The organism is Luteibacter sp. 3190 (assembly GCF_031456385.1).
Taxonomy (GTDB): Bacteria; Pseudomonadota; Gammaproteobacteria; order Xanthomonadales; family Rhodanobacteraceae; genus Luteibacter.
Genome location: NZ_JAVDUO010000004.1, coordinates 245,140 through 263,511 on the forward strand (window position 1 = coordinate 245,140; position 18,372 = coordinate 263,511).

An 18,372-nucleotide genomic window follows, 5' to 3' on the forward strand; every position below is an offset into this window, starting at 1 on the left:
TCCCGGGGGCCTTTCGCCGATACGATCGGCTCCCACCCCTTCGGTAGGAAGGCTGCTACCGGAGGGGTGGGAGCCGATCGCATCGGCGATCCGGCGCAGCCGGCCAGCGCTCCCCGGTCGCCATTTGCATCGATCCAAACCGCCATACGGCCGCGTATCCGGAAACGTTGCGCTATCATGGAAAGGTTTTCCCGCCACCCCAGCGGCCTCCTTCAGTCCCCATGAGCGCGCGTCACGCGCGAGCGGAGCATCCATGGACCAGATCGACGATTCCCTGAATCAGGACCTCGACCCCACCGAAACCCGTGAATGGGTCGAGTCGCTCAACGCCGTCATCAACCACGACGGCACCGAGCGTGCGCACTTCCTGCTGGAGCGCATGGTCGACTCCACGCGTCGCGCCGGCGGCTACCTGCCGTTCGATCCGACCACCGAGTACGTCAACACCATCCCGCCGCACATGGAAGCGCGCAGCCCGGGCGACGCCGCGATCGAATGGCGCATCCGCTCCCTGATCCGCTGGAACGCGCTGGCGACGGTCGTGCGCGCCAATCGCAAGCCGGGCGACCTCGGCGGCCATATCTCCAGCTTCGCCTCGTCGGCGACGCTGTACGACGTCGGCTTCAACCACTTCTGGCGCGCGCCGAGCGCCGACCATCCGGGCGACCTCGTGTTCCACCAGGGCCACTCGGCCCCGGGCGTGTACGCGCGCTCGTTCCTGGAAGGCCGCCTGAGCGAAGACCAGCTGGACCTCTTCCGCATGGAAGTGGCCGGCAAGGGTCGTGGCCTGTCGTCGTATCCGCACCCGTACCTGATGCCGGACTACTGGCAGGCGCCGACCGTCTCGATGGGCCTCGGTCCCATCCAGGCGATCTACCAGGCGCAGTTCTGGAAGTACCTCGAGCACCGTGGCCTGATGCCGAAGACCGATCGCAAGATCTGGTGCTTCATGGGCGACGGCGAGTCGGACGAGCCGGAATCGCTGGGCGCGATCGCGCTCGCGGGCCGCGAGGGCCTCGACAACCTGATCTTCGTCATCAACTGCAACCTCCAGCGCCTCGACGGCCCGGTTCGCGGCAACGGCAAGATCATCCAGGAGCTGGAAGGCGTCTTCCGCGGCGCGGGCTGGAACGCGATCAAGGTCGTCTGGGGCAGCTACTGGGATCCTCTCCTGGCGCGCGATACCTCGGGCAAGCTGCGCCAACTGATGATGGAAACGGTCGACGGCGAGTACCAGGCGTGCAAGGCCTTCGGCGGCGCGTACACGCGCGAGAAGTTCTTCGGCAAGTACCCGGAGACCGCCGCGCTCGTCGCCAACATGTCCGACGACGACATCTGGCGCCTCAACCGCGGCGGCCACGATCCGCACAAGGTGTACGCGGCGTACCACGCGGCCGTGAACACCACGGGCATGCCGACCGTGATCCTCGCCAAGACGGTGAAGGGTTACGGCATGGGCGCGGCCGGCGAGTCGCAGAACCCGGCGCACAACACCAAGAAGATGGACGACGAGGCGATCCGCGCGTTCCGCGACCGCTTCAACATCCCCGTGCCCGACGACAAGCTCGCGGACGTGCCGTTCTACCATCCGGGCAAGGACTCGGAGGAAGTGCAGTACATGCTCGAGCGCCGTCGCGCGCTCGGCGGTTCGCTGCCGCAGCGTCGCCGTAAGGCCGACCAGTCGTTCAAGGCGCCGTCGCTCGACGCCTTCGAGCAGATCACCAAGGGCTCCGGCGATCGCGAGATCTCGACCACGATGGCGCTCGTTCGCGGCATGAACCTCATGCTCCGCGACAAGGAGCTCGGTCCGCGCATCGTGCCGATCGTCGCCGACGAAGCGCGCACGTTCGGCATGGAGGGCATGTTCCGCCAGATCGGCATCTACGCGCCGTTCGGCCAGAAGTACCGTCCGCAGGATGCCGACCAGCTGCTGTACTACCGCGAGGACCAGAAGGGCCAGGTGCTGCAGGAAGGCATCAGCGAAGCCGGCGGCATGAGCGCCTGGCTCGCGGCGGCGACGAGCTACAGCGTCAGCAACACGCCGATGCTGCCGTTCTTCATCTACTACTCGATGTTCGGCTTCCAGCGCATCGGCGATCTGTGCTGGGCGGCGGGCGACATGCGCGCGCGCGGCTTCCTCATCGGTGGCACCTCGGGCCGCACCACGCTCAACGGCGAAGGCCTGCAGCACGAGGACGGCCATTCGCACCTGCTCTCCGGCGCGATCCCGAACGTCGTGTCGTACGACCCCACGTTCTCGTACGAGCTGGCGGTGATCCTGCAGGACGGCACGCGCCGCATGATGCAGGAGCAGGAAGACGTCTACTACTACATCACCGTCATGAACGAGAACTATGCCCACCCCGACCTGCCGAAGGGCAGCGAGGAAGGCATCGTCAAGGGCATGTACCTGTTCAAGGACGGCGGCAAGGCGAAGAAGAACGAGCCGCGCGTGCAGCTGATGGGCTCTGGCACCATCCTGCGCGAAGTCATCGCCGCGGCGGAGCTGCTCGAGAAGGACTTCGGCGTCACGTCCGACATCTGGTCGGTGCCGAGCTTCTCGGAAGTGCGTCGCGAAGGCTTCGACGCCGAGCGCTGGAACCGTCTGCATCCGGAAAGCCCGCAGCGCGTGCCGTACGTCACCGGCCTGCTGGCCGATCGCCAGGGTCCGGCGATCGCCGCCACCGATTACGTCCGCGAGTTCGCCGACCAGATCCGTGCGTTCATGCCGGACGGCATGCGCTACACGGTGCTCGGCACGGACGGCTACGGTCGTAGCGATACCCGCGCCAACCTGCGTTCCCACTTCGAGGTCGACCGCTACTGGATCGCCCAGGCCGCGCTCGCCGCCCTCGCGAAGGAAGGCAAGGTCAACGCCAAGGACGTCAGCCGCGCCATCAAGGAATACAAGCTCGACATGGACAAGCCGAACCCGATGACGGTCTGACCGCCATCGAATGCGGACGCGACGAAGGCCGGAGCGATCCGGCCTTCGTCGTTTTCGCATCACGCCTCGTCCATACTGCGGCTGCTATTACCTGTGCCACAACGATTCAAGGGTCGCTCCGTCATGCGCATCGCACTTCCGGCCATCGCCGCTCTCGCCATCACCGCCTGTGCCACCGGTCCCGTCGAGCATGGCTCGCGCTCGCGGCTGCTCTACATCGCATCGACCAAGGCGCCGTGCACGAACGGTGTGATGAAGACGGAATGCCTGCAGTACCGCGAGGAGCCGACGCAGCCCTGGCAGCTCAATTACGCGCCGGTCGAAGGGTTCGAATGGAAGCAGGGCAACGAGTACCTGCTGAAGATCACCGAGGTGCACGCCAGCGACGCGCCCGCGGACGCGTCCCGCGTGACATGGCACGTCGACAAGGTGGTCGAGCAGCACCCCGTCCCCTGACGCGCGTTTCGCGAGGTCAAAAAAAAGCCGGGATCGCTCCCGGCTTCGCCCTGCCCTGCAGCAGGCATCAATCGTCGTCGCGCAGCGCGTGGCGGATCAGCAGGAACGTCCCGATCGCCGCGGCGGCGATGCCGATGGTCACACCCGGATTGCGGCGCACCTGCTTGCGCAGCTTGCGGTACTGGTACGTCGCCTCGTCGGCGAAGTCCTCGGCGAGGTAACGGACACGCTTGCCGTTGCCGCGGCTGGCAAGCTTGTTCGTGACGCGCCGGCTGCGGTCCAGCAGGTCGCTGCCGACACCCGTGGCCTCGTCGGCGTAATGACGGACGCGGCCGGAAACGCCGTTGACGGCGCTTTCCACCTGACGTGCGAATTCGCGATTTCTGCTCATCGGAAGGCTCCCTGTGAAGCTCGTTACGGACGGGTCCCGACTTTGCGTTCGCTGCCGTGAGCACGATGTAAACGTGGAAAGCCGGATTGAACAGGCATTCAGCGTGCGAGCGCGTACTCGCCGCCGCGCTCCAGCGCCGCGCGATAGGCGGGACGCGCATGGATCCGCGCGAGGAACGCCTTCAGGCGCGGTCGCGAGGCGTCCAGCCCGGCGCGGCTCGCGGCGGCCTCCAGCGGGAAGCTCATCTGGATGTCCGCCGCGGTCAGGGTGTCTCCCGCGAAATAGTCCGTGTCGGCGAGCTGCGATTCCAGATAATCCAGGTGCAGCTTCAGCTGCGGGTCGACGAAGGTCTTCTGCGCCCCGCGCGCGAGCATGCGCGCGATCGGCTTCGCGAAGAACGGCACCGGCGCGGTCTCCATGCGGCTGAAGACGAGCTTCAGCAGGAGCTGGGGCATCGCCGAGCCTTCCGCGTAATGAAGAAAATAGCGGTAGCGAAGCGCTTCCGGCGTCCCGGGCGCGGGCCTGAGCCGCCCTTCGCCGTAGCGGTCGACCAGGTATTCCACGATCGCGCCGGATTCGGCCACCGTCACGTCCCCGTCCACGAGAACCGGCGACTTGCCGAGCGGATGGACGTCGCGCAGCGCCTTCGGCGCAAGCATCGTCTTCGGGTCGCGCTCGTAGCGGACGATCTCGTAGGGGAGGCCGAGTTCTTCCAGCAGCCAGAGCACGCGCTGCGATCGCGAGTTGTTGAGGTGGTGGACGACGATCATGTGCCGGCTCTCTCGTGAGGGAGCCGGCAGCGTAACAGGTGCGGTCAGCCGGCCGACGTCAACGATGCCTGCAGTTTCTTCACCTGATCCGGAAACGCCTTGCCTTCGGCCGCCGTGGTGGCGGCGACCACCTTCTTCGCCTCCGCGTCCCGATTCGTGGCACGCAGCGCCTTCACCTGGAAGGTCGCGACGACGATGCGGTTCGCACCGTAGGCTTTCTTCGCGGCCGCATCGAGATAGGGAAGGGCTTCCGCGGCCTTGCCGCTTTCGACCAGGCGCCTGCCGTAGCGATAGTTGTAGACGTAGTCGTCGGGCCAGGCGGCGATCAGCTGCTTCTCCAGCGTGTCGAGTTCATCGCCGGCCTTCGCGCGGACGAGGTAGACGCGAAGGTTGTCGGCGAGGTTGCGGTCGCTGCGGAGATCGCCGTGCAGCTTCTCGCGGCTGAGATCGATGGCCTTGCGCAGGACCGCCTGCTCCCCGGTGGTATCGCCGAGGGCCGCGTCGAGATCCGCGGCGGTGAGTACCGCGCTCCGCTGATCGGCGCACGCGGGTGCGGCGGTGAAGACCTGGGTGGACAGGAACGATTCGTACGGTGCCTTCTGCGGCGCGAGCAGTGTCTTGCGATCGGCTTCGGGCTGCGACTTGCTGGCGCCGACGAGGTCGTCGAGCACGTAGGGACGCTCGCAGCCGATGTCGCCGGCCAGCACCTTCGTCGCGGCATCGACGATGCCCTTGTCGTCCTTCGCGTCCTTCGCCTGCAGCAGCAGGAGGCGTTGCTTCGCCAACGCCACGCGCTTGTCCTTGTCGGACACGTTCCGCACCATCGGCGGCAGGGTGGCGAACCAGGCCATGCCCTCCTTGCCGGCATAGTGCAGCTGGTAGGTATCGAGCACGTCGGCGACCGCCGCCATCGAGCCCTTCGCCGCATCCGCCTTCAGCTTCGACAGGCGCGCGTCGCCGGACAGGATGCCGGCCACCTCCTTGTAGAACGTGTCGCGCGGACGCTCCGCGAGGATGCGGCCTAGCTCTTCGCCGTCGGGGCCGATGGCGACATAGGTGGGCAGGAAGTGGACGTTCCACTTCGTCATCCAGGCCTTGTCGGCCGGCTTGTCGGCATCCGCCTCGTAGAACACGACCTTGCTGTTGAGGTCGTCCCACTCCTTGCCGTTGAGCACGTGGCTCGCCATGAAGTAGCACGAGTAACACCACACCGCCTGGAAATCGACGAGGACCGGCTTGTTCTCGCGCTTGCCCTGGGCGAGCGCGGCGTCGAGGCTGGCGGGCGACGTATGCGCCGCGAACGCGGGCGCGGCGGCGAGAACGAGAATGGCGACGAGCAGGCGCTTCATGGTGATACCGTCCCCTTTTGGAGGTATAGACGGCCAACCAATAGCACGTTTTTTCGTCCGTGTCAGATGGTACCGGTGGCGCCTTCGACCGGCTCCGGGTCGGATACCAGGCCTTGCCGGCGGCGCAGCGAGGGAAACCACCACATCCAGAGGCCCACCACGACCAGGGTGCCGATGCCGCCGATCAGGGTCGCGTTGACCGCGCCCAGGGCGGCGGCCAGCAGGCCGGATTCGAACTCGCCCAGCTGGTTGGAGGTGTTCACGAAGATCGCGTTGACCGCGCTGACGCGGCCGCGCATGTCGTCCGGGGTTTCCAGCTGGACGAGCGCGCCGCGGATGACCATGCTGACCATGTCGAACGCGCCGAGGGCGAAAAGGGCCGTCACCGAGAGCCACAGGGTGGTGGACAGGGCGAAGACCAGCGTGGCCACGCCGAATCCGGCCACCGAGGCGAACATGATCGGGCCGACCCGGCGTTCCAGCGAATGGCGTGTCAGCCAGAGCGACATCATGAGGGCGCCCACGGCGGGCGCCGCCCGGAGCACGCCGAGCCCCCAGGGGCCCGTGTGGAGGATGTCCTTCGCGAAGATCGGCAGCAGCGCCGTGGCGCCGCCCAGCAGCACCGCGAAGAGGTCGAGCGAGATGACGCCGAAGACCGCCGGCCGATGGCGGATGAAATGCACGCCCGCGAAGAGGGTTTTCAGCGTCGCCGGTTCGCGGCGCGGCGGCAGGTGGTCGTACGCGAGCCGTGTCATCAGCGCCAGCGCGACCAGGTAGAGCAGGGCGGACACGCCGTAGACCGTCGCGGCGCCGGCGACGTAGAGCAGGCCGCCGAGGGCCGGTCCGGCGATCATCGCGGCCTGGCCGGCCGCGGCGTTCGCGGCCATCGCACGCGGCAGCACCGTCGCCGGCACGAGCGCGGGAAGCATCGATTGCAGCGCCGGAAACTCGAAGGCCTTGGCGGTGCTCACGACGAAGACCAGCCCCAGGATGCCGGCTTCGTTCAGATGCCCCGACAGGCTGAAGCCGGCGAGCAGGGCGATGGCAATCCATTCGACGGCCTGGCAGACCGTGACGATGCGGCGGCGATCGAACTGGTCTGCGACGTGACCGGCGGGGAGGGCGAGGAGCACCGAGGGAATGAACTGCGCGAGGCCGATGAGGCCGAGGTCGAGGGCGCGGTGGGTGATCTCGTAGACCTGCCAACCGACCGCGACCGACATCATCTGGAAGCCGAAGCTGGAGGCGTTCTTCGCGAACCAGAACTGCACGAAGGCGCGATGGCGAAGCAGCGACACCGCTCCGGGGGAAGATGGCGGCATGGGCGTTCCTTTGAGGCGATCCCCGATTTTACTCCCGGCCGCCGCGCGAAATTGATCGGCGCGGCCCTATCGGCGAAGCTAGGCCCTTTCCTGCCGGGGGTTCGCAAGATCATGCGCCGTATCGCCATCCTTCTCGCCAGCGCCGCGCTCGCCACCGCCTGTTCGTCGCCGCAGGACCAGCAGGCCGCGCAGGCGCCCGCCGCGAACAACCAGGCCGAGGAAGCTGCGAAGAAGCTCGAGACCTACCAGCAGCTCGTCAAACTGCACAACGACGGCCCGGCGGTGCAGCTCGGCCACGAGATCGTCGACAAGTATCCGGACACGCCGGCGGCGGCCGAGGTGAAGAAGACGCTCGACGAGCTCGAAGCCAACTACAAGGCCACGAGCGAGAAGAATCGCCTGGCGGCGCTGTGGCTCTACCAGACCTCGCCCATGCAGGGCGGCACGCAGAGCACGGCGACGATCCAGTCGAGCCGGCCCACCGGCGACCAGACGGTGCGGCTGATCCTGCGCCGCCACACCGCCTGGGGGCAGAGCGTGTTCCTCTATGCCACGAGCGGGAAGGGCTTCGTCTGCAAGGGCGACTGCTCGCTGAAGGCGACGTTCGACGGCAAGGCGAAGACGATCAAGGCGTTCCGGCCGCCGACCGGCGAACCGGCGCTGCTGTTCCGCAACGACGCCCAGTTCCTGAAGGATCTGGCGAAGACGAAACGCCTGACCATCGACGTGGTCACCATCAGCCGCGGCGAAACCACGCTGACGTTCGAGACCGGCGGCTTCGATCCGGACAAGTGGACGGCGCTGCCGAAGAAGAAATGACCCGCCCCGTCGCACCGGCGCGGGCCGGTACGACGATCAGTGCAGGAACAGCTTCTCGGTGATCCGCGTCAGCGGCCACTCGAGCATCGTGTTGAGCTTCGGCGGAAGATCCAGCGGGCGCAGCAGCATCTTCACGGTCATCTCCGCGGGGATGTGTCGCTTGAGCAGGCCTTCCGCGCGCGCCGTGATCCGGCGGAACTCCGCGTCGTCGTGCGCCTTTTCCGGATAGCGCACGTTGAACACGTGGCGCAGCGCGATGTCGCTGTCCTCGTTCTTGATCTCGCGCAGGCGCTTGAGCAGCGTGCGGAAGGTGCTCAGGCGGCCGATGCGGTCGCGCGTGCGATAGACGCGGAAGTGCTGGTAGAAGTGCTTGTAATGACGCACCTCGTCGCTCTTGATGAGGTTGGTCAGCTCGCGCAGCACGGGTTCGTCGGTGACGTCGTTGAGCGCGCGATAGAGGCTCGCGGTGCCCGTCTCCACGACGCAGCGCGCCGCGAGCTCGAGGCCGCGGTTGGGCTCCAGCTCCTCGGCGGTGCACACCGAGCCGTAATGCGCGAAGAAGTTGCGGAAGCCGGTGTCCCAGTCGAATTCGGGCCAGACGTGCTTCACGTAGGCCGCGAGGGCGCGGCCGTGCTGGAGTTCCTCGTGCTCCCAATGATCGCGGAGCCAGCCCTGCAGTTCGTCGTCGCCGGCGAAGTGGTCGACGAGGTTGTGCGTGTAGAGATCGGACCCGCTCTCGACGAACGACGAGCTGCAGAGCAGCAGGAAAAGGTCTTCGTTGGCCCTGACCTTCTCGATCTCGATGCGCGAGAGGTCCAGTTTTTCGAGCGTCCATGGCAAGGTGGCGGCATAGCTCACTGCGGGTGTTCCTCGATCACTTGGTCGTGCGCCCCCTTCGGGCAATGACCGGATTGTGACAAAGGCGGGCCGTCAGCGCACCACGGTGACCGGCACATGGGCTTTCGCGAGCACGTCCGTCGAGGTCGAACCCACCAGCCAGCGGGCCAAGGCGCCCCGTTCGCTGTGGCCGATCACGATGTGATCCACGCCGTGCCGCGCGACATAGGAGAGCAGGGCGTCCCCCGGGCTCCCCTGGAGCAGCTCGACGTCGACCGGCACCCCGCCGCCCTGCGCGAGGCCGGCGACCTCGTCCCGCAGCGCGCGCAGCCGATCGTCGCTGTTGTCGGTCATGAGCAGGGCGGAAACGTCCGCCCCGTTCTCCAGCTGTTCGACCCGGATCACGTGGACCTTCGCCCCGGCGCAGGCCGCCAGTTCGAGGGCGAAACCATAGGCCCGGCGGGCGGTCGCGGAACCGTCGTAGCCGACGAGGATGTTCTTGGGCATGGGGATGGCCTCCTTGGGGTTGGGTCGATCTTAGGCCGAGCCCGAAGTCCCGGCGAGGGCGCTTCACGAACCGTCCGACAAACCCTCTCGTTCGCTGAACGGCCCTCGCGACGCTCCGTGTTTCTTCACATTCGTGAGCGGAGAATCCGCCCCGTAAGTGGTTGCGAGCCACCATGCCGCGCCATTCGTCGTCACCTCAAAAGCAGGGAGAACCACACATGATCAAGCGCATCACGGGTATCGCCGCCGTCGTCCTGGCCGCCGCGGGCGTCTTCGCCGCTCAGCCGTCGGCTGCCGCCGAGGCCGCGACCAAGTGCCACATGACGTTCAGCACCACGGGCTGGGCCGCCATCTACAAGAAGGCCGACGGCCGCGGCCATGTCCGCTGCGATAACGGGCAGAGCGCGGACGTGATCATCCACGTGCGTGGCGGCGGCCTCACCGCCGGCAAGTTCAGCATCGAAGGCGGCAAGGGCGAGTTCACCAACGTCAAGGGCATCAGCGAGATCTACGGCGAATACGCGAGTGGCGGCGCCAACGCGGGCATCGTGAAGTCGGCCGAGAGCGCCGCGATGACCAAGGGCGAAGTGTCCCTGGCCGTCACCGGCACGGGCCGCGGCTTCAACCTCGGCGTCGACCTGAGCAAGTTCGAGATCGAGCGTCTGAAGTAAGGCGCCAAAGGCGCCTTACGTGTAGGAGCGGACCTGGCCGCGATAGCTTTAGCGAAGCATTCAAGGACCGACATCGCCCCACTGAACGATTGCTTTCAGGCCGCACCAACCCGCCAAAGGCGCCTTACGTGTAGGAGCGGACCTGGCCGCGATAGCTTTAGCGAAGCATTCAAGGACCGACATCGCGCCACGGAACGATCGCGGCCAGGTCCGCTCCAACCGACCACCCAAAGCGCCCCCCGGGGCGCTTTTTCGTGCGCGCCATCCCATCGCCGCCACGGCGAGTACACTCACGCGATTCCACTCGTCCAGAGGTTCCCCATGCGTCGCCTCCTCAGCCTCATCGCGTTGTCCCTCGTCACCGTCTCGGCCTGGGCCGCCGGCCCCGCCGTGGGCGACAAGGCCCCCGATTTCCGCCTCCAGGACCAGAAAGGCGACTGGCACACGCTCGAGACCCACCAGGGCAAGTGGCTGGTCCTCTACTTCTACCCGAAGGATTTCACGGCCGGCTGCACGACCGAGGTCTGCACCTACCGCGACGACACCGCCAAGCTGCACAAGGCCGGCGCGGTGGTCCTCGGTGTCAGCCTCGACGACGTGAAGTCGCACGCCGAGTTCGCCGAGAAATACCACGTGCCGTTCCCGCTGCTCTCCGACGCCGACAGCGCGGTCGCTGTGAAGTACGACGTGCTGACCACGACCCCGACGGGCAAGAAGTACGCCCGTCGCGAGACGTTCCTGATCGACCCCAGCGGCAAGATCGTCAAGGTCTACAAGGACGTCGATCCGGAAAAGAACTCCGGCCAGGTGCTCGCCGACATCGCGGCCCTCAAGAAGGCGGGTGCCTGATCGTGCCCGTCGCCATCAGGGGGCCGAAGCGCACGCGGCCCTTCGCGCTCTGGCGCATCGTCGTATGGATCATGATGTTGCTCGCCGCGGTCGGCTTCGTGATCCATGCGTTCGCGGCCGTGGTCAGCGCCGGCGCCATCGGGGCGGTGAGCGCCGAGGCGCTGGCGGCCGGCGTGCCCGACCCGCGCGTGCGGCTGATGTGGTCGCTGGCTTATGCGCTCGCCGCGTTCGTCACGATCGCCGTCACGCTGTCGGCGCTGCGCTGGCGCGCCTGGAGCCGTTCCGTCCTGCGCGTGATCGCGCTCGTGCTCGCCGTCTGGTTCGCCTGGACGGCCTGGATCGAGTTCGGCCAGTGGAAGCAGGTCGGCGCGGTGCTGGCCCAGGCGGGGCTTTCGGCAGACGACCTGGCCGAGTGGACGCGCCGCCGGACGATCCTGCTTGCCGGCGTCGTGCTGAAACTCGTCTCGATACCGGTGCTCGCCTGGCTCGCATGGGTGCTTGGCAGCCTCCGCGTGCGTCAGCAGTTCGCGGCACCTTCCCTCTGAGCGCGGTTCAGCCCCTATTCGCGCGCTGGCCGCTATCGAGGGGTTTTCCGGGAAGGCATCCATGAACGCACGCCGCCTGCTGACCTTCGCCATCGCGATCGGCGCCACGTGCGCCGCTTCCGCCCAGGACCTCGCCACGACGTGCCGCGTGGCGAGCACCTACGACCTGACCGTGAAGCCCGAGGCCCTGCTCTTCGACCGCGCCGAGGGTGCGCCCCGCAGCGTGTCGATGCACGACGGCGCCCTGCGCACCGATGGCCGCGCGGTGACGTTACGTCCGGACGAGCAGGATCGCGTGGGCATGTTCGAAAGCCGCGTCCGCGCCCTGGTTCCCAAGGCGAAGGCGATCGCGAACGACGGGGTCGATCTCGCCGCCCGCGCCGTGCGCGACGAGGCGGCGACGGCCGCTCCGAACGCGGTGGCCAGCGGCGAGCTCGACCGCGTGCTCGACACGCGCGTGGCTGACATCAAGCGCCGCATCGCCGCGAGTCAGAGCACCCGCGACTGGCAGGAGGACGCGATGCGCGCCTACGCGCAGGAGATCGTCGCGGACGTCGGCCCCGTGCTGACCCAGGACGTGGGCAGCGAGGCGATGCAGCTGGCCATGAGCGGCGACCTGCAAGGCGCGGCCGCCTTGCGCGATCGCGTCGCCTCGGTATCGACGGGCGGTCAGGCTCGCGTGGTCGCCAGGCTGCAGGCGGCGCTGAAGCCTCGTATCCAGGCGCTGTGCCCGTCGATCCAGGAACTGGTGGACCTGCAGTCGGGCCTGAAAGATGCGTCGGGTCGGCCGTTGCAGTTACTCGAACTCGGTGAATGACCGCCCGCTGACCGGAATCCCTGACGTTTAGGACCGGCTAAGTGCCGTGGGTCTAACGTCTGGCCCATGGAACGCACTTCGACCCGAGTGGTAAATGGCCTGATCAGGCGAGTGATTGCGGACCGCGACCTCTACCGGCAAGCCGCGCGCGGCGTCCGCGAACCCGGCCTCAAGGCCATCCTCGAAGAATCAGCCGATGCATTGACCGCGATCGCCGGCGACCTGCAGTCGCAGGTGACGGCCACCGGCGCCCGCCCGGCCACCGCGGGTGGCCCCATGAGCGGCGTGCGCCGGACCATGATGGAGGCGTCGGTGAAGCTTTCGCACGATCCCGACGTGACCTACATCCGCACCCTCGAGCAGATGGAGCGGCGCCTGCTCGATACTTTCCTGAAACTCGAAGCGACATCGGGCGATCGCGCCCTGGTCGGACGCCACATCGCGCGTTTGCGCCTGCTGCACCTGGACATGACCAATCTGGGCGGCGCCGCCGGACGTTAGGCGGCGCGGAGCAGACCCAGCATGCGATGCAGGCAGCTGTCCGCCGACACCATGACCGGCTGCCGCGTCGCCAGCGTCTCGCGATCCGCGAAGAAGTTCGCGAATGCGATGGCATCGGCGGGGTCCTTCCGCACGGCGATCTGCATGCCCTCGCGAAAGATGCCCCAGCCGTCGCTCGTATCAGCGATGTGGTAATCGATGATCTCTGTCACGTCGGCCTTCCTCTGCAGTCGGCTTAGGATTTCGCTGACAGGATGGCGGAACGCGCCGGCACCGCATATCAGACTAGTCTGAAAATGAAGGCCGGATTTTTCAGACGTTTCTCAATCCTCGACGACAGAAGACGCTGCGATACGCTCCAGCCGGACGATGAAGCGCTCGAGCGCCGCGCGTATCGCGGGCAGTGCCTCGAGGCCGGCCACAGGGTCGCCGCGCAGTAACGTCAGCAGCGCTTCCGCCTGCATGCACTCGGGCGAGTCGCCGAACATGCGCATGCCGCCGAGCACCCGGTGTACCCACGCCGCGGCATCGGTGGCATCGACGACCCGGTCGAGGGCCTCCAGGTCGTTGCGCGTGGAGGCGATGAACCGCTCGACCATGGCCGGGAGCAATGCGAGATCGCCATACGTGCCTACCCACGCGTCGTCATCCCATGGCATCGGCAGGGAGGCGTCGGCCGCACGACGGAGCAGGGCGTCCAGCTCCGCGAGGCGGACCGGCTTGGTGACGAAGTCGTCCATGCCCAGCGCGAGGCAGCGCTCCCGTTCTCCCGGCATGGCGTTGGCGGTCATGGCCGCGATGCGAAGCGATGCGCCGCGCTCGCGCAAGGTCCGCGTCAACGTATAGCCGTCCATCACCGGCATGTGCAGGTCGGTGAGCAGGATGTCGACCTCGCGCGTCGCGAGCAGGTCGAGCGCTTCCCCGCCGCCGTGGACGACGTGACAGCGATGGCCGAGGCGTTCGAGCTGCACGGCGACGAGTTCGCGACTGATCGGGTTGTCCTCGGCCACGAGCACATCGAGCGGCCGTTGGGCATGCCGGGGTGCGCGTGTGCGGTTCTCGTTGGCGGAGCTTCCCGCCGCGATGTCGAGAGCGATATCGAGTGTCACGCAGGTTCCGACGCCCTCGTCGCTCGTCATTTCGATGCGTCCGCCGAGCAATTCCACCAGGCGTCGGCATATCGCGAGTCCGAGGCCGCTGCCACCGAAGCGGCGCGTGGTCGACGCTTCGGCCTGGCTGAAGGGTGCGAAGAGCCGTGCGACATGCTCCGCCGCGACGCCGATGCCGGTATCCCGCACGAGGATGCGCAGGTGCTGGCGCCCGTTCTCCGTGTCGACGACGTCGACACGCACGCCGATGCCGCCGGATGCGGTGAACTTGACGGCATTGCTCACGAGGTTGAGCAGCAGCTGGCGCAGCCGGGTCGCGTCACCCATGAGCAACGGGGCAAGCGCGGCATCGATCGCCACATCGAGCGTGAGCCCCTTTTCATGCGCACGCGCCCTGAACAGGTCGGCGACGGCGTTGACCACGTCGCGCAGGTCGAGCGGCGCGCGTTCGATGCTCAGCTTGCCGGCCTCGATCCGGGAGAAGTCCAGCACGTCGTCGAGGATGCGCAGCAGGCTCTCCGCGGAGTTCGACGCGGTATCGAGCAGGCGGCGCTGCCCGTGTTCCAGCGGCGTGTCCCCGAGCAGCTCCAGCATGCCGATCATGCCGTGCATCGGCGTGCGGATCTCATGGCTCATCACGGCGAGGAACTGGCTCTTCGCTTCCGCCGCCACCTCGGCGGCCCGTTTCGCTTCCGCGAGGTGTTCGGCGTGTTCGAGCCGGCGTCGCGTCTCCCTCCGCAGCCGGACATGGGCGTGAGCGAGACATCCGAGCGCCGCGAGCAGCGCGAGGCCGAACGGGCCCGCTTTCCGCGCGACGTCGCGCCACGACCCGCCCCAGGTATAGACCGAGCGGAGCCAGGTGTTGCGCAGGGAGTGGGCACGGCGCTCCGGGACCGCGGCGAGAGCGCGGTCGAGCAAGGGGACGAGGCGGGCGAGGCGTCGGTCGACGGCGATGGAGAGTTCGGCACGCTCGTCGGTCGCCGCCGCGAGCTTCAGCCGTGCCGCGTGATCGCGGCGCATGACGTACTCGGCGGTGGCGATATCCCCCATGTAAGCGTCCGCGCGACCCGCCCCGACCGCGTCGAGACCCTCCGCCACGGAGTGCACGTCGGTGGCGATGAGGTCCGGAAGCGCACCGACCGCCCGGGCGATCGCCCCCTGCGACAGGTTCGCCACGACGCGCCGACCGGCGAGATCCGTCGAACCCGCGATCGGAGCCGCATCGGCCCGCGTCACGACGACGATGGGGAACTCCGTATACGGCGCGGTAAACACGAAGCGGCGACCGAGCGCGTCGTTGTAGCGCGAGGCCGAAGCGAGCAAGTCGATATCGCCCGCGGTGGCGCGGGCGATCGTGTCAGGCCAGTCGCTCGTACGCACGACGACATGGCGCAGGCCGAGCGACGTCAGCGCGTCGGCGAGGTAATCGAGCGCGAGTCCGGTGGGAATGCCGTCCTTGCCATTGAACGAGATCGGCGCTGCCGTCGGATCCATGCCGACGCGCAACGGCGGAAGGCTGGCGAGCCATGCGCGATCGTCGTCGCTCAGCGGAGCGCCCTGGTCTGGCGCGCCGCAGCCCGGCGACTCCTGTCGTCCCCGAGCGTCTCGCTCCATGGCGTTCGTGGACGCGAGCGTGTCGGCCTCGCGTCGCTCTGGAGGTCCGATGTTCTCACACGCGCGCACCGGATCGGCATGAATCGCCCGCGCCTCATTGCCGGTAGAAAGGGGCGCCGCGTAGGCGTTCACGCAGGTCGCGGCGAGCCACAAAATGGGCAGTTTTCTCAATAGCGTCATGGCGTTCCTTCGACCACGCACAGGGGTTTCCTGTAATCTCCACGATGGTACGACGAGTAACACATCTCACGGAGGGCGGGTGCACCTTTCCGCCTGCGAGGAAACGCATGGTTCTGCGCACGATCATCGCCGACGATCACCCTGTGGTCCTGATGGGTACCCGCGCGGCGCTCGAAGGCACGGGCGATATCGACGTGGTCGGCGAGGCAGCCAATGGAGATCAGCTGGTCGATCTGCTGGCGACGCATCCGTGCGATGTCGTGGTCACCGATTTCTCGATGCCCGGCGGCCGCCACGGCGACGGCCTCGCGCTGATCGATCTCGTGCGTCGTCGCTATCCGCGCCTGCCCATCGTCGTCCTGACGATGGTGAACAACGCGGCCGTGCTCCACACGATGCGGTCGCGCGGCGCGCTCGGCCTGTGCGACAAGCGCGCACCGCTGAAGGAGGTCGCCGTCGCCGTGCGCCAGGCGGCGGCGGGTCGCGCGTTCCTCAGCGACACGATACGACGCCAGTTCGACGCCGCGGGCGTGCACGACACCTCCGAGGTGGCGCGGTTGTCGGCCCGGGAGATCGAGGTCGTGCGGCTCTACGTCAGCGGCATGTCGATCTCGCAGATCGCCGAGCGGCTCAGCCGCAGCGTCAAGACCGTCAGCCGGCAGAAGCGCGACGCGATGCGCAAGCTCGGCATCGATCACGACAGTCGCCTGTCCGAATACGCGCGCGAGCGAGGCCTGGCCTCCTGACCCTGCCGGAAGTCACCGGTGACGAACGACCCGCGCGCGGACGGGCCGCCGGGGTTTAAACCATCCCCGTGTCGGGCGCATCCGACGTTGCGCCTATTCGTCCCCGGGGAGAAGGACCATGCGTCATCCGCTGATCGCCATCGCCATCGCCACCACCGCGGCATTCGCGTCCGCGTCCGCCAGCGCGGCGGGCGGCGCCAGTTTCAGCACGGACACCTGCCGGTACGATTACTCGACGCCCTTCGACGTGGACGTCACCGCTGCCGGCCTGTCGTTCCACCGGACGGACGGCAGCCCCGCGAAGGTGTTCCTCCACGACGGCACCCTTCGGGTCGACGGCAAGCCGGTGATGGTGTCCGATGCCGACGCCGTGGCGTTGCGCCGTTACGAGGACGGCGTGCGGAAGCTCGTGCCCGAGGTGGCCGCGATCGCCCGTGAAGGCGTGTCGATGAGCTACGAGGCGATGACGAGCGTCACGCTCACCTTCGCGGAAGGCGACCAGCGTGCGGAGATCCTCGAGAAGCTCAAGCGCAAGCAGGCGGATTCGTTGCGGTCCATCGACGAGGGCATCGGCGCCGGGCACTGGTCGTCGAACCGCATGGCCGAGACGGTCGCGGGATCGGTGTCCGACGGCGTCGGCGAGCTCGTCGGTTCGGTGACGTCCAGCGCGGTGACGGCCGCGCTTTCCGGCGACACGTCGAAGGTCGCCGCGCTCCAGGCCCGCGCGGACTCGCTGGACAAGTCGCTCAATCGCGAGATGAACAAGCGATCCAGGGCGCTCGAATCGCGCACCGCGACCATCTGTCCGCGCCTCGACGCGCTGGCCGAGTTGCAGCGAGCCTGGAAAGTACGCCTTCCCGACGGAAAGCCGCTGGAACTGATGACGATCAAGCCGAAGCACGGTGGCGACAACGACCACGACAAGGTCGCATCGTTCTGACGCCCGTCCGCCTCCACTGGTCTGCCTTCGGGTGGAGCGCGAGCATCACCGCACCGCCGCCACCCGATCGAGCCACGCCACCAGATTCGTCACCGTGTCGCCATGGAACGTCCGGTACATCTCTTCGGTGACGTAGCCGATGTGCGGCGTCGCCAGCACGTTCGGCAACGTACGGAACGGATGGTCGGGCGGCAGCGGCTCCTCCGCGAACACGTCGATGGCCGCGCCGGCGATCCGCCGTTCGCGAAGCGCGTCGATCAACGCCGCCTCGTCCACGATGGGGCCGCGCGAACTGTTGACCAGGAACGCGGATCGTTTCATCGCCGCGAGCTGGTCGGCACCGACGAGGCCGCGGGTGCGGTCGCTCAGCCGCGTATGGATCGTGAGCACGTCCGATCGCGCGAAGAGCGCATCCTTCGGCACCCGTGTGGCGCCAGCCGCCGCCGCATCGTCGTCCGTGAGGTTCTGGCTCCACGCGATCACGTGCATGCCGAAGGCCTGGGCGATGCGCGCGACGCGGGAGCCGATCCTGCCGAGGCCGACGATACCGAGCGTCTTGCCGCGGAGCTCGGTGCCGAGACCCACCTGCCATCCTCCCGCGCGGACGGAGGCCGCCTCGGTCGCGATGCCGCGCACCAGGCCGAGGATGGCCGCCCAGGTGAACTCGATCGTGGGCGTGGAGGAGTAATGCGTGTGGACGACTTCGACGCCACGCGCCGCCGCGGCCTCCTCGTCGATCGAGGCGTTGCTTCCGCCGGTCGAGGCGATGAGCCGCAGGCGCGGCAGGGCCGCGAGGAGCGCCGCGTCCACCGGCGTGCGCTCGCGCATCACGCAGATGGCGTCGAACGGCGCGAGCCGCCGTGCCAGCGCCTCGCGATCGGCGAGGTGGTCGCGGAAGACCGTGACGTCGGCACGGCCTCGCAGTGGAGACCAGTCGGCGCTCGTCAGGGCGACGCCCTGGTAATCGTCGAGTATCGCGATGCGCTTCGTCGCGTCGTTCAT

General features: G+C 67.7%; 19 protein-coding genes. 10 read left to right on the plus strand and 9 right to left on the minus strand.

Features of this window, described 5'->3' with window-relative positions:
• Nucleotides 1–253: 253 nt before the first annotated feature.
• Complete coding sequence (aceE, locus tag J2X58_RS16700) at nucleotides 254–2,947, plus strand: pyruvate dehydrogenase (acetyl-transferring), homodimeric type (RefSeq protein ID WP_090057380.1); 2,694 nt, start codon at nucleotides 254–256, stop codon at nucleotides 2,945–2,947.
• A 123-nt stretch (nucleotides 2,948–3,070) separates the two neighbouring features.
• Nucleotides 3,071–3,403 (plus strand): DUF4377 domain-containing protein, encoded by a 333-nt coding sequence (locus J2X58_RS16705; RefSeq protein ID WP_310049617.1) that lies wholly within the window; start codon nucleotides 3,071–3,073, stop codon nucleotides 3,401–3,403.
• Between the two features lie 67 nt (nucleotides 3,404–3,470).
• On the opposite strand, the gene J2X58_RS16710 is transcribed toward J2X58_RS16705, so the two are convergent.
• The 4 genes from J2X58_RS16710 to J2X58_RS16725 form a co-directional block, all read right to left on the minus strand.
• On the minus strand, nucleotides 3,471–3,794 hold the full coding sequence (locus tag J2X58_RS16710) for a hypothetical protein (RefSeq protein WP_310049620.1): 324 nt from the start codon (nucleotides 3,792–3,794) through the stop codon (nucleotides 3,471–3,473).
• Nucleotides 3,795–3,892: 98 nt separating this feature from the next.
• Nucleotides 3,893–4,564 (minus strand): glutathione S-transferase, encoded by a 672-nt coding sequence (locus tag J2X58_RS16715; protein WP_310049622.1) that lies wholly within the window; start codon nucleotides 4,562–4,564, stop codon nucleotides 3,893–3,895.
• Nucleotides 4,565–4,608: 44 nt separating this feature from the next.
• The gene (locus J2X58_RS16720) at nucleotides 4,609–5,913 is read right to left on the minus strand and encodes a thioredoxin family protein (RefSeq protein WP_310049624.1); all 1,305 of its coding nucleotides are present in this window, start codon (nucleotides 5,911–5,913) and stop codon (nucleotides 4,609–4,611) included.
• 62 nt (nucleotides 5,914–5,975) lie between these two features.
• On the minus strand, nucleotides 5,976–7,235 hold the full coding sequence (locus J2X58_RS16725) for an MFS transporter (protein WP_310049625.1): 1,260 nt from the start codon (nucleotides 7,233–7,235) through the stop codon (nucleotides 5,976–5,978).
• A gap of 111 nt (nucleotides 7,236–7,346) precedes the next feature.
• On the opposite strand from J2X58_RS16725, the gene J2X58_RS16730 reads away from it, so the two are divergent.
• Nucleotides 7,347–8,054, plus strand: coding sequence for a hypothetical protein (locus J2X58_RS16730; RefSeq protein ID WP_310049627.1), 708 nt, complete (start codon nucleotides 7,347–7,349; stop codon nucleotides 8,052–8,054).
• A gap of 36 nt (nucleotides 8,055–8,090) precedes the next feature.
• Here the strand turns inward: J2X58_RS16730 and J2X58_RS16735 are convergent, their stop codons facing one another.
• Both J2X58_RS16735 and J2X58_RS16740 read right to left on the minus strand, forming a co-directional pair.
• Entirely contained in the window at nucleotides 8,091–8,912 is an 822-nt protein-coding gene (locus J2X58_RS16735; RefSeq protein ID WP_090057365.1) for a ferritin-like domain-containing protein, read from the minus strand.
• Between the two features lie 72 nt (nucleotides 8,913–8,984).
• Nucleotides 8,985–9,398, minus strand: a complete 414-nt coding sequence (locus tag J2X58_RS16740; RefSeq protein WP_090057363.1) for a universal stress protein — start codon at nucleotides 9,396–9,398, stop codon at nucleotides 8,985–8,987.
• A gap of 218 nt (nucleotides 9,399–9,616) precedes the next feature.
• Here J2X58_RS16740 and J2X58_RS16745 point away from each other — a divergent pair, with 218 nt between their 5' ends.
• The 5 genes from J2X58_RS16745 to J2X58_RS16765 all read left to right on the plus strand — a co-directional run bounded on the left by J2X58_RS16745 (nucleotide 9,617) and on the right by J2X58_RS16765 (nucleotide 12,781).
• Nucleotides 9,617–10,069 carry a hypothetical protein gene (locus tag J2X58_RS16745; protein ID WP_090057361.1) on the plus strand — a complete coding sequence of 151 codons (453 nt, stop codon included), beginning with the start codon at nucleotides 9,617–9,619 and terminating at the stop codon, nucleotides 10,067–10,069.
• Nucleotides 10,070–10,390: 321 nt separating this feature from the next.
• A complete protein-coding gene (locus tag J2X58_RS16750; RefSeq protein WP_090057358.1) occupies nucleotides 10,391–10,918 on the plus strand; it encodes a peroxiredoxin in 528 nt (175 codons plus the stop codon).
• 2 nt (nucleotides 10,919–10,920) lie between these two features.
• On the plus strand, nucleotides 10,921–11,463 hold the full coding sequence (locus J2X58_RS16755; RefSeq protein ID WP_310049634.1) for a hypothetical protein: 543 nt from the start codon (nucleotides 10,921–10,923) through the stop codon (nucleotides 11,461–11,463).
• A gap of 61 nt (nucleotides 11,464–11,524) precedes the next feature.
• Nucleotides 11,525–12,280, plus strand: coding sequence for a DUF2884 family protein (locus J2X58_RS16760; RefSeq protein ID WP_310049637.1), 756 nt, complete (start codon nucleotides 11,525–11,527; stop codon nucleotides 12,278–12,280).
• Between the two features lie 66 nt (nucleotides 12,281–12,346).
• Nucleotides 12,347–12,781 carry a PA2169 family four-helix-bundle protein gene (locus tag J2X58_RS16765; RefSeq protein WP_310049639.1) on the plus strand — a complete coding sequence of 145 codons (435 nt, stop codon included), beginning with the start codon at nucleotides 12,347–12,349 and terminating at the stop codon, nucleotides 12,779–12,781.
• Here J2X58_RS16765 and J2X58_RS16770 read toward each other — a convergent pair.
• Nucleotides 12,778–12,993, minus strand: coding sequence for a hypothetical protein (locus tag J2X58_RS16770; RefSeq protein ID WP_090057350.1), 216 nt, complete (start codon nucleotides 12,991–12,993; stop codon nucleotides 12,778–12,780). The genes J2X58_RS16765 and J2X58_RS16770 overlap by 4 nt on opposite strands.
• Nucleotides 12,994–13,104: 111 nt before the next feature.
• On the minus strand, nucleotides 13,105–15,504 hold the full coding sequence (locus tag J2X58_RS16775) for an ATP-binding protein (protein ID WP_310049641.1): 2,400 nt from the start codon (nucleotides 15,502–15,504) through the stop codon (nucleotides 13,105–13,107).
• A 287-nt stretch (nucleotides 15,505–15,791) separates the two neighbouring features.
• Here J2X58_RS16775 and J2X58_RS16780 point away from each other — a divergent pair, with 287 nt between their 5' ends.
• Together J2X58_RS16780 and J2X58_RS16785 are read left to right on the plus strand one after the other, a co-directional pair.
• The gene (locus tag J2X58_RS16780) at nucleotides 15,792–16,430 is read left to right on the plus strand and encodes a response regulator (RefSeq protein ID WP_254779386.1); all 639 of its coding nucleotides are present in this window, start codon (nucleotides 15,792–15,794) and stop codon (nucleotides 16,428–16,430) included.
• A 118-nt stretch (nucleotides 16,431–16,548) separates the two neighbouring features.
• Nucleotides 16,549–17,370 (plus strand): DUF2884 family protein, encoded by an 822-nt coding sequence (locus J2X58_RS16785; protein WP_310049645.1) that lies wholly within the window; start codon nucleotides 16,549–16,551, stop codon nucleotides 17,368–17,370.
• A gap of 45 nt (nucleotides 17,371–17,415) precedes the next feature.
• Here J2X58_RS16785 and J2X58_RS16790 read toward each other — a convergent pair whose 3' ends face one another.
• Nucleotides 17,416–18,372 (minus strand): D-2-hydroxyacid dehydrogenase family protein, encoded by a 957-nt coding sequence (locus J2X58_RS16790; RefSeq protein WP_310049647.1) that lies wholly within the window; start codon nucleotides 18,370–18,372, stop codon nucleotides 17,416–17,418.

Coding starts and splice junctions, on each gene's coding strand:
- J2X58_RS16710 (WP_310049620.1), bottom strand. CDS start 3,794: ATGAGCAGAAATCGCGAATTCGCACGTCAGGTGGAAAGCGCCGTCAAC.
- J2X58_RS16765 (WP_310049639.1), top strand. CDS start 12,347: ATGGAACGCACTTCGACCCGAGTGGTAAATGGCCTGATCAGGCGAGTG.
- J2X58_RS16760 (WP_310049637.1), top strand. CDS start 11,525: ATGAACGCACGCCGCCTGCTGACCTTCGCCATCGCGATCGGCGCCACG.
- J2X58_RS16750 (WP_090057358.1), top strand. CDS start 10,391: ATGCGTCGCCTCCTCAGCCTCATCGCGTTGTCCCTCGTCACCGTCTCG.
- J2X58_RS16740 (WP_090057363.1), bottom strand. CDS start 9,398: ATGCCCAAGAACATCCTCGTCGGCTACGACGGTTCCGCGACCGCCCGC.
- J2X58_RS16720 (WP_310049624.1), bottom strand. CDS start 5,913: ATGAAGCGCCTGCTCGTCGCCATTCTCGTTCTCGCCGCCGCGCCCGCG.
- aceE (WP_090057380.1), top strand. CDS start 254: ATGGACCAGATCGACGATTCCCTGAATCAGGACCTCGACCCCACCGAA.
- J2X58_RS16780 (WP_254779386.1), top strand. CDS start 15,792: ATGGTTCTGCGCACGATCATCGCCGACGATCACCCTGTGGTCCTGATG.
- J2X58_RS16715 (WP_310049622.1), bottom strand. CDS start 4,564: ATGATCGTCGTCCACCACCTCAACAACTCGCGATCGCAGCGCGTGCTC.
- J2X58_RS16730 (WP_310049627.1), top strand. CDS start 7,347: ATGCGCCGTATCGCCATCCTTCTCGCCAGCGCCGCGCTCGCCACCGCC.
- J2X58_RS16785 (WP_310049645.1), top strand. CDS start 16,549: ATGCGTCATCCGCTGATCGCCATCGCCATCGCCACCACCGCGGCATTC.
- J2X58_RS16705 (WP_310049617.1), top strand. CDS start 3,071: ATGCGCATCGCACTTCCGGCCATCGCCGCTCTCGCCATCACCGCCTGT.
- J2X58_RS16745 (WP_090057361.1), top strand. CDS start 9,617: ATGATCAAGCGCATCACGGGTATCGCCGCCGTCGTCCTGGCCGCCGCG.
- J2X58_RS16790 (WP_310049647.1), bottom strand. CDS start 18,372: ATGAACGACGCGACGAAGCGCATCGCGATACTCGACGATTACCAGGGC.
- J2X58_RS16775 (WP_310049641.1), bottom strand. CDS start 15,504: ATGGAGCGAGACGCTCGGGGACGACAGGAGTCGCCGGGCTGCGGCGCG.
- J2X58_RS16725 (WP_310049625.1), bottom strand. CDS start 7,235: ATGCCGCCATCTTCCCCCGGAGCGGTGTCGCTGCTTCGCCATCGCGCC.